Here is a 9,215-nt window from a genome sequence, read left to right as displayed (position 1 = left end):
AGTATAAAGATCCTTACTTGTTGTCATTAAAGCAATTAGTGCGGTGGGATAATGATAAATATGACAAATCTGTTGCGCTCAGTCGACAACAGCCATAAAGGGCTGCAATTGCTATTAGGCGATTTTTACCAAGATTTCAGTGACGCAGGGATTGATATTGAGATGCTGCATAAACAAAACCGTTTTGAAGCACTCAGATGTTATTCAAAAAGACTAAAGACCATTCTCGTCTTGTTATGTGATGACGACTTACCACCAAAATTGGCAAAGCTTGAACACTTAAACAAACACCATTTCCCTGCTCCTAATGAATTGATTGAGGACGTTAAAACCGAGCTTAACAACGTAAACAAACAAATTAGCCAGCTGTTAAAAATCGAAAATTCAATCGATAGCCGCACAGGTAGTGAATCGTAGGGGTGGCTCATGAGTAATAAGCAAATAGAACATCACCTCAAAAAGGCGCTCGTTTCGAACAACGAAGCTTCGAAGGTAACAACAGACGATACAATCGTGCTAGCCAGTGCAATGACCAGCGTACACAAAACCTTGCTGGTTATCTTTTTGCTTTCCATGGTGGCTATCGCCGTGGCATCTCAGGCTCGTATCGACATTGTGGTGTCGGTGCGCGGTGAGCTATTGCTCGAATCTGACATCGAAAAAGTGCAACACCTTGAAGGCGGTATTCTAGAAGAAATGCTAGTGCGCAAAGGCGAAGTAGTTTACGAAGGTCAGCCTATTGCACGCCTTCGCTCTCTGGATAGAAACACTCAACTCGATACGGTAAACACAGAGATCATTCAGCTAGAGCTAGACAAGATTCGTTACGAAAGCCTGCGCGATATGGTGGAACCCGATTTTTCTGCCTACATCGAAAAGTACCCAGAATTAGTGCAAGTCAACATGAATACCTGGCAGCAAGAATTTTCTAAAAACCGTTCCAATGAAGAGTTGATCACTCACGATATCCAACATAAGAATTCGCTTATTGATTCAATGCTCAAGCGCCGTAAAAGCTCCGAGAACCAGCTCTCCTTGATACGCAAGCAGCTCAATATTAAGAACACCTTGTACAAAGAGGAAATGGCGTCTTACGTCGATGTTCTGAATATGCAGGTTCAAGAGTCAAACATGGTGCGTGAGATAGAAAACCTTGATGAGTCGGTCATGAATGAGCGCTTCCAACTCGACAAATTAGAGAAGCAGTACCGAGACTTGGTGGAGAATCGTAATGCCGAGTATCAAGCGCAAATCATTCAAGCAAACAAGGACTTAAAGTTGAAACGTATATTACGTCCTCAACACTCAGATAAAGTGGATCGCCTCGTGGTTTACGCCCCTATTGACGGTGTAGTAGATAAAGTGCACTTCAACTTCCGCTCCGCTGTGATACCGCCAGGTGAAAGCATCGCGGACATTGCACCGATCAATAACGCCCTTCACGGAGAGGCGAAGATCCCGCGTAAAGACATGGGTTTTGTAGAAATCGGACAAGCGGTCAAAGTGAAGATGGATACCTACAACTTTGCCAAATACGGATTTTTGGAAGGTCGAATTGCATCGATCAGCCGTTCTTCTTATGAAGAAGAAGACGCTGAATTCTACCTCGCGGAAATCCAAATCAGTCAAAACTATCTAGAGCGCGGAGGCACACAATACAAGCTGTCCCCTTATATGGAGTTTACCGCAGACGTGAAAACAGGTTCACGCCGGGTGATCGAATACGCAGCGAAGCCGGTTATGTCGGCTATCGAAGACGCATTCGATGAGAGGTGATGGATGAGTAGCAAACCTTCTTACAATATTTCCGTTCCTGTTATGCGCCTAAGCATCGCTTTCAGCTTGATGCTGGCTGCCCTCGCCTTTTATTTGTATATCTCTTGGGAAAAAGTGGATTCAGTCGAGAAAGTGCAAAACGCGCCTCTTTTGGTTCAAGCTCAACAGCTCAACCAAACTATCGAGTTTGATATTCAAACGCTTCAACGCTGTTTAAGCGCACGTTATTGCAGTACAACAGAGCTTGATTTTGAGGTTCTGAAAGACGAAATTGACCAATTTAAGTCGCTCGCGTCACTCAACAAAACCGAGTTTAGCTTGGTGGGCGCGACCGAATACACGCAGCTTGAACTGGCAATCAATCGCTTCTCAGACAGCCAAAAAACACGCGACGATGTGTTGGCACTGTACCTCTCGCTCACCAATAACTACCTACAAATGGACGACAACTACAGGACCATATTTAACAACCATGCGAGCGACCTAATGATGGAGAAAAACGAGTTCTTCATTTGGTTGTTTGTGGTCGTTGTCGTACTGGTTGGTATCGCAGTGCTATCGAACTTGGTGGCAATCCTTAAACTGAAAAAATCCAGCTCGAATGAGCGTGACATTGACCAAGAATTCGATGAGCTTTATCAAGAACTCAAACAACTGGATTTACAAAGGTTGGAAGAGTTGCTGAATGAAGTGAGCATCAATCCGAAGCAGCGTCAGATCTACTCACACCTAAAACTGATTTTCAGCAAACTCGAAGAGCAAAAACGCAATAACGATCTCTACAAGCAGCTCTATGCTCTGATTGGTTACGAGATTCGTGGCATCACCAACACCATTAACGGCGGCGTGCAATATCTAGTTCAAGAGACCGATGAGAGCGGAGTGTTGATGGCGCAAGATATAACCTCGGCTGCCAATACCCTGTCTGAATTGGCAGAGAACTACAACCGACTCATTTCACAAGGGACCGAGAGCAAATCGAAAGAGTTTTCACTGCTGAATGTACTGTCTGAATTGATGATTCACATCAGTTCAAAAGTGCAGCGCAATGAAGGTGAGCTAGACTGCTTTATCTCAGATAACTTACCAAACCGTGTTGAAGGACAATCCACCAGCTTATTCTGGGTGTTGTTCCTACAGCTATCAAATGCCATCCAACTCAAAGCCGACAAGAAACTGTTTGTCACCATTGAATCAGGTGCGGCGTCAGACATTGAAAATACCCGCCTGACCATCAATCTAAACTTCTTAACCACGCTGGATGTGCCGCTTGCCAAGCTCAATACCCTACACTGGAGCGACCATAAACAGCACACTGCAACCAAAGACGATTTGGCGAAAAGCGTGTTGAAAGATTATGGCTATTACGAGAGCCATTGGTATCAATCGGGCAATCAGGAACGTTTTCAAATTCAGCTCGATTTGAAAGCCAAAAGCTTCCACACCGAGAAAACTCGCTTCGACAATAAGCGCCTATTACTGTGTGCCAACTCTCAGCTGCGCATTGATGTGATGAACAAAATGTTAGTCAACTTGGGCTTAGAGATTACGCCAATTCGAACGCCGAACGAACTCTTCTCTGCGGCAAAAACCTTTGGCGAATACGATGCCATCATGCTGACCGACACGTTCGAGCCAAACAAGCTGCCCTCACTGAGCAAAACGGTGAAATCGCAACTGCGCAATCACCCGAACACGAAGTTGTTGCTTTCAGTCACTAGCACTCAGCAAGCACAAGAGAGTCATACCTTTGTCGACAAGATTCTGAACTCCCCTGCGATTCCGTATGAGTTCATCCCTAACCTGTTAGCAATCATGGAAGCGGAAGCCTCTGAAGATCAGATGGAGAACAGCTCATTCCTGATTGTGGAGGATGACCGTGTTCAACAGATTCTACTCAAACGTATTTTGAGCAAGCAAGAATACGAAGCCGACACCGTTGGCGATGGCGCAGACGCCGTTCAGCATTTCATGAATCAGCGCTCAGACATCATTTTTATGGACTGCATCATGCCGGGCATGGGCGGTATTGAAGCAACCAAACGCATTCGACAATACGAACAAGAGAGCGGACAACATCCTTGCACCATTATAGGTGCGACAGCATTGACCAGCAGTAATGAACACCAAGCTTGTATCGAAGCTGGAATGGATTATGTGATCAGCAAACCTTATAAAAACGACGAAATCATCAAGGTGATCAACAAGTATGTTGCGGTACAGAAACTTAACTAGCTGCGTATTGGCAGCGCTTACATTGAGCAATGCTCCTTCGGCAATGGCGACCACCTTGCTTGAGGCGGTCAAGCTCGGCTTGGAAAACAATTTATCTCTGCGCGCTAGTGACAAAGGCGTGGAGGAAAACGAATACAACATCGACATTAGCCGTTCTAAGTTTCTACCCTCTTTAAACGGTGCCGCTGATACTACATGGAATGAAAACGAGACCATCTTAACGGGAACACCGGATACGCGTTCAAGCTACAATTCAAACAGCTACAGCGTGTCTTTATCTCAATCGGTGTTTAACCTTGGCGACATCTTCAAATACGGCACCGCAAAGCTTGATTTCAACATTGAAGAAATCAAACACGAGAACAAAATCCAGAGCACCATTTCTGAAATCGCGACGCAATATTTCGAATACCTCAAAAACAACGCGCAAATCAAAGCCACCCAAGTAGAACTTAAATCGTCTGAAACACGTGAGCGCCAAATGCGTCGCAACGTGGAACTTGGCAACACTGCGGCGAGCGAGTTGTATGAGGTAATTGCTCAGAAAGAAGGCATTGCCAACCGCTTAAGAACCTTAGAGAAAGATCGACGCGTGATTTTGAACGGCTTAGAGATTCAAGTTCAATATCCAGTCACCCCATCGCAGGACATCTACGAAAGCGTGCCCTTGGCGGAAATCAGCGAATCCGAACAACGTGAGATCCTTGAACAAGCTTTGAAGCTCAATAACGACTTATTAGTCGCGAAGAAAACCGTAGAACGCAGCCGAAGAGGCTTGAAAGAAAGCGGTTCAAACTTTGTGCCGACCGTATCGCTCTCTGCCAGTTACCGTTATGACGATGCGAACAACTATGACCGAACCGACCCCACCGCAACAGGGGACAGTAACTCCACTAGCGTCGGTTTGAACTTGAATGTGCCGATTTTCTCCGGCGGTTCGGATTACTACGGTTATCAAAAATCGTCGACTGCCATCGAGCGAACCGAGCTGCTGTACCAAGATTCGTTGTTCACGACGCGCAATAGCGTTAACACCTCGGTACTCAACATTAACGACTTCTCCCGAGCTATTAGCAGTTACGAGAACATCATTCGTGCAAACTACGCCTCCTACAAAGGCATTCAACGCGCCTACCAGCTTGGTACGCGAACCATTACCGACTTACTGGCAGCGGAAAGTAAACTGTTCAGCGCGCTACGTGATTACGAGAGCGCGCGTTATGACTACATCATTGAATCGATCAATCTTGAGCAAATCAAAGGCATGCTGTCGGTGCAATCCATCGAAAGCATCATGCAGTTAATGAGCGATATCGAAGGCAGAAGCAATCAAGACTTAGTTCCAAAACACCTTCTCTCCAAACCATCGATTAAGAAAGGAGGTCGCAATGCAAACTGAGCATTTTTCCCAGAAGATTAACTTTGCTGACAAGTGTTACCTGACTTTCTCGACGGTCATCTCGACGCTGTTTGGTTTAGTGCTGCCCTTTTCGATACTGATTATTTTTGACCGAGTTTTACCTAACCAAGCCAAAGACACGCTGTTTCTTCTGTTTGCCATTATCTTGATCACTATCTTCCTCGACTATCACTTAAAGAATCAGGAAGAGAAGATTTCGTCGGTGATCATGAAGCAATTCGAAACCAACTTAACCAACAAGGTGTTTCAATCCATCTGTTTGGCTGAGATATCGAAGTTTCGTCGCCTAGAACCCGGTGAATACTTAGAGCGTATTGCCACCATTCCAGAGATTAAATCCTTCTTTGGCGGAGAATCTGTACGGGCATTGATCAACCTTGCCGTCAGCATACTGACCATTCTGATTATCGGTCTGATCAACATTTGGGCGGGAGTGACTATCTTGCTCGCCTCCATCATTTTGGCGGTGTTCGCACTCAGTCTTTCCAAGCAAAAAATCAACAGCTTAGAAAACAAATCCGACATCGAAGGCTTAACTACTTCTAAAATCATCGAGATCATCTCTAGCCCACTCGATATCAAAGCGCGCAATATGGAATATCGCGTTGAGAGCCTCATGACACAAATGGTGGAAGAGCGTGAAGTCGAGAACATCAAATACGAGCAAATCGAATCGAACTTCAGCCTTATCTTGTCGCTCATACAACAGCTCTCCATTGCTTGTGTGGTGGTAGTTTTGGCAACGGCAGTTATCAACATGCAATCTAGCCAAGGCATCATGGCTGCCATCATCATGCTTACCAACCGCTACTTCGCGCCATACCAGCAAGTAATGCGCACGGTGAGTCGATGGGAGTTGAACAAGCTTCATATTCAACGTATCGCCGAGCTGCTTGAACTTGCTGCATCTGTAGAACAACAAAATGACACGACAGAAGTCGAGCGCATCTCGGTGAAGTATTCGGAAAAGCAACGCATCGAGTTTGAACGTGGCCAGGCTTACTTGCTGACGGGGAAAAGCGGCGCAGGCAAAACCCATCTTGCCAATTGCGTTACGCGGCAAAACACCGACAACAAACTGGACATTAAGATCAACGAGACACCACTTGATGACGTCAATTACAACGTCTGGCGTAATAGCGTGCTCATGGTCGACAAAACCAGTTCGTTCGTCGAAGGCACCATCATCGACAACTTGACTTGCTTCCGCCCGAGCTTAAACAACACCGCATTTGCGCTTTGCGAAACCATGAACATCAAAGCACAAATCGATGCCCTTCCCGCTGGTTTTTACACCGAGCTTAAAGGACATTTACGCAACCCATTCTCGCGCCAAGTCGCTTATGCCCTGTTGTTGGTGCGTGCCTTGCTTGCAAACAAACGAGTGTTGATCTTCGACGACATCGACTGTGTTTATGATGACGACTTTGCTCGATTGGTTTTGACCAGCACCGCCTATCGCGCCAACGACAAAGTCCTCATCATCGTCAGCAATAAGATGGACAAACTCAATCATCGCCTCAAACGTGTCAAACTTACCGGAGGTGACCAATGAGTATTTTGGTTGATTTTAATAATGTCCCTCAACGCTTGTTGGACTTTGAGGCTCGCAGTTATGATGAGCGATACAATCAGTCACCTTTGATTCGTGGTTTAGCTTACACCCTCATTGCGCTTGAATGGGAAGGCACGCCTTCTATCCTCAGTGACGCTTTTATCCCTAAACCAAAAGACAGCGACAGTTTTATAGCCACCATTGAACGCCTTGGTTACCGTTGTGACGTCACCAAATTAAAAACGTTGGAGCACATCGAGGGGCACCCTCATCCTTGTTTTATCGAGATAGAAAACCTCACTGCGATTTTCTTGGGCACCAAAGACGGCAAACTGATCCTGTTTGATTACACCAATAACAACACCATTGAATACCCGCTCTGCAAAAAGCCATGTTTGTTGGTCTCGGTCAGCGAATACTCGCGCTTGTTTCGAGAGCCGCCACCTGAATCTCAAGACCGCAGTAACTGGATTAAATACGCGTTTTATCGCTACAACAATGAACTCAAGAGCCTAATTATCCTCAGCTTCGTGGTCAGTATTCTCGGCGCACTCCAGCCCTTTTTTATTATGAGTGTGTACAACTTCGCCTTAACCTCTAGCTCGCAAGCCACGCTTTATTGGCTGACGTTATTTGCTGTGATTGTTGGGTTCTCGGAATACTTTTTCAAGAAAATGCGGGTCAACATCATCGCCACATCAGGGAAGGATTTGGCGGTGCATATTTCTCAAAACGTAATATCCAAACTGTTGTGGCTTCCTTATTCGATGACATCTACCGCTGGTGTCTCTTCTCAGTTAGCACGTTTGAAAGACATCGACACTTTCCGCCGTTTGGTAACCGCAGAGTCAACCTTGAGCTACTTCGACATGCCGTTTGTTATCGTGTTCATTGTCGCGATTGCCATCATGTCAGGAACCGCAGCATTGGTCGTCATGGCGGGTTTGATTCTGATGTTGGTGTTCTGTGTTTATTCTCGTTACATCTACTCGCAAGCCACGTCCAAGAGCTCTCGCGCCAACGCCATGGTTTCTTACCAATGGAATGAGATTCTTCGTGGTATAAAAACCATCCAAGGCTTGCCATTATTGCGTGTTATCCAGTCCCGCTTTAGCGCATCGCATTTACAAAGCACCAACGATGCAGAACATGTTTCAGTGACTAATAGCAGGGTTCAGGCAGCAGGCGGGAGTTTGATTCAGGTTATTGGTACCGCAAGTATCGTCGCGGCCGTTATCGGCGTGATGGACGGCACCTCCGATGCAGGTGCAATGCTTGCTACCGTAATTTTAGTCTGGAAGGCGTTGGGGCCTATTATGGGCATCTACAACTCTATTTCTAAGTTCCAATCCATTAAGGCGTCTTCTGCGCAAATCAACAACCTTATGGCGATGAATGACGATAAGCTAACGTTAGAGAAAAGCCCCCCTATTCGCCTCTTTCAAGGTAGTATCGTCGGCTCTGGTGTGAGCCATCGTTATAGTGGTGCGGCAACAGGCTTAACTAATCTTGGTTTTAAAATTCCACCGGGCGCAAAAGTTGTGATTTGTGGACCAACAGGTTGCGGTAAAACGACGCTCATTTCTATTATCGCTGGGCTAGAGGAACGCTATCAAGGCTCAGTTTCGGTGGACGGTTATAACATCAAACAATTCAACAGTTACCGCTATCGAACCTCGATTAACTACATCCCGTTTAACCTGCATATTTTTGAAGGCTCCTTGGAGACTAACTTCATCTTGCATAATGGGTTAATCCCAACAGAAAAAATGCGTGAAATGGTGAGTTTCTTTGAGCTCGATACATGGTTGCCACAAGGCCTAGACACTCAATTGAGCGTTGATATCTGTAAAAGTTTACCAAATGGTATTCAACAAAGACTGCGGCTCGCATTAGGGCTAGGCAACTGCGAACAATCTTTGATTATCATTGACGAGCCATTTAATGGTGCAGAGCAAGAAAATTCCCACTACTTCAAGCGGTTATTTAGCGACAAACTACTCAATAAGACCGTTATTTTCTCAACGAATGATCCGGGCATGATCTCTACATCCAATATGAGCTTAGTCTTGGAGCCAGATGGCAACCTGAAGTATTTCGGGTTAACCGATAAGTACTTAAAAAGTCTAAGTTAAGTTCGGAATGTGGTGTGGTTCATCATTCATACTTGAGCACGGTCATAGACAAAAATGTAAACGATGAGACTATTTACTCTGTAAGCGCGTACAC

6 protein-coding genes are annotated in these 9,215 nt (G+C 45.6%); all 6 read left to right on the top strand.

The window, feature by feature from the left end; all coding sequences use genetic code 11:
* Nucleotides 1-48: 48 nt before the first annotated feature.
* Genes R8O70_RS02390 through R8O70_RS02365 form a run of 6 tightly spaced genes read left to right on the top strand, consistent with a single transcriptional unit; the run spans nt 49 to nt 9,121 of the window.
* Nucleotides 49-417 (top strand): hypothetical protein, encoded by a 369-nt coding sequence (locus tag R8O70_RS02390; protein WP_031777210.1) that lies wholly within the window; start codon nt 49-51, stop codon nt 415-417.
* Nucleotides 418-426: 9 nt separating this feature from the next.
* The gene (locus tag R8O70_RS02385) at nt 427-1,776 is read left to right on the top strand and encodes an HlyD family type I secretion periplasmic adaptor subunit (protein WP_005375593.1); all 1,350 of its coding nucleotides are present in this window, start codon (nt 427-429) and stop codon (nt 1,774-1,776) included.
* Between the two features lie 3 nt (nt 1,777-1,779).
* On the top strand, nt 1,780-4,011 hold the full coding sequence (locus R8O70_RS02380; protein WP_222711927.1) for a response regulator: 2,232 nt from the start codon (nt 1,780-1,782) through the stop codon (nt 4,009-4,011).
* On the top strand, nt 3,986-5,410 hold the full coding sequence (locus tag R8O70_RS02375) for a TolC family protein (RefSeq protein WP_222711928.1): 1,425 nt from the start codon (nt 3,986-3,988) through the stop codon (nt 5,408-5,410). The genes R8O70_RS02380 and R8O70_RS02375 overlap by 26 nt, the downstream gene beginning before the upstream one ends.
* Nucleotides 5,400-6,986, top strand: a complete 1,587-nt coding sequence (locus R8O70_RS02370; RefSeq protein ID WP_239933241.1) for an ABC transporter transmembrane domain-containing protein — start codon at nt 5,400-5,402, stop codon at nt 6,984-6,986. The genes R8O70_RS02375 and R8O70_RS02370 overlap by 11 nt, the downstream gene beginning before the upstream one ends.
* Nucleotides 6,983-9,121 carry an ATP-binding cassette domain-containing protein gene (locus R8O70_RS02365; RefSeq protein ID WP_171342524.1) on the top strand — a complete coding sequence of 713 codons (2,139 nt, stop codon included), beginning with the start codon at nt 6,983-6,985 and terminating at the stop codon, nt 9,119-9,121. The genes R8O70_RS02370 and R8O70_RS02365 overlap by 4 nt, the downstream gene beginning before the upstream one ends.
* Nucleotides 9,122-9,215: the final 94 nt, after the last annotated feature.

The sequence above is a fragment of the Vibrio sp. 779(2023) genome (genome assembly GCF_033344285.1).
Taxonomy (GTDB): domain Bacteria; phylum Pseudomonadota; class Gammaproteobacteria; order Enterobacterales; family Vibrionaceae; genus Vibrio; species Vibrio alginolyticus.
Note: the sequence above shows the minus strand (reverse complement) of the source record. Positions and strands in the feature narration are given on the sequence as shown.

Coding starts and splice junctions, on each gene's coding strand:
- R8O70_RS02375 (WP_222711928.1), top strand. CDS start 3,986: ATGTTGCGGTACAGAAACTTAACTAGCTGCGTATTGGCAGCGCTTACA.
- R8O70_RS02380 (WP_222711927.1), top strand. CDS start 1,780: ATGAGTAGCAAACCTTCTTACAATATTTCCGTTCCTGTTATGCGCCTA.
- R8O70_RS02385 (WP_005375593.1), top strand. CDS start 427: ATGAGTAATAAGCAAATAGAACATCACCTCAAAAAGGCGCTCGTTTCG.
- R8O70_RS02370 (WP_239933241.1), top strand. CDS start 5,400: ATGCAAACTGAGCATTTTTCCCAGAAGATTAACTTTGCTGACAAGTGT.
- R8O70_RS02365 (WP_171342524.1), top strand. CDS start 6,983: ATGAGTATTTTGGTTGATTTTAATAATGTCCCTCAACGCTTGTTGGAC.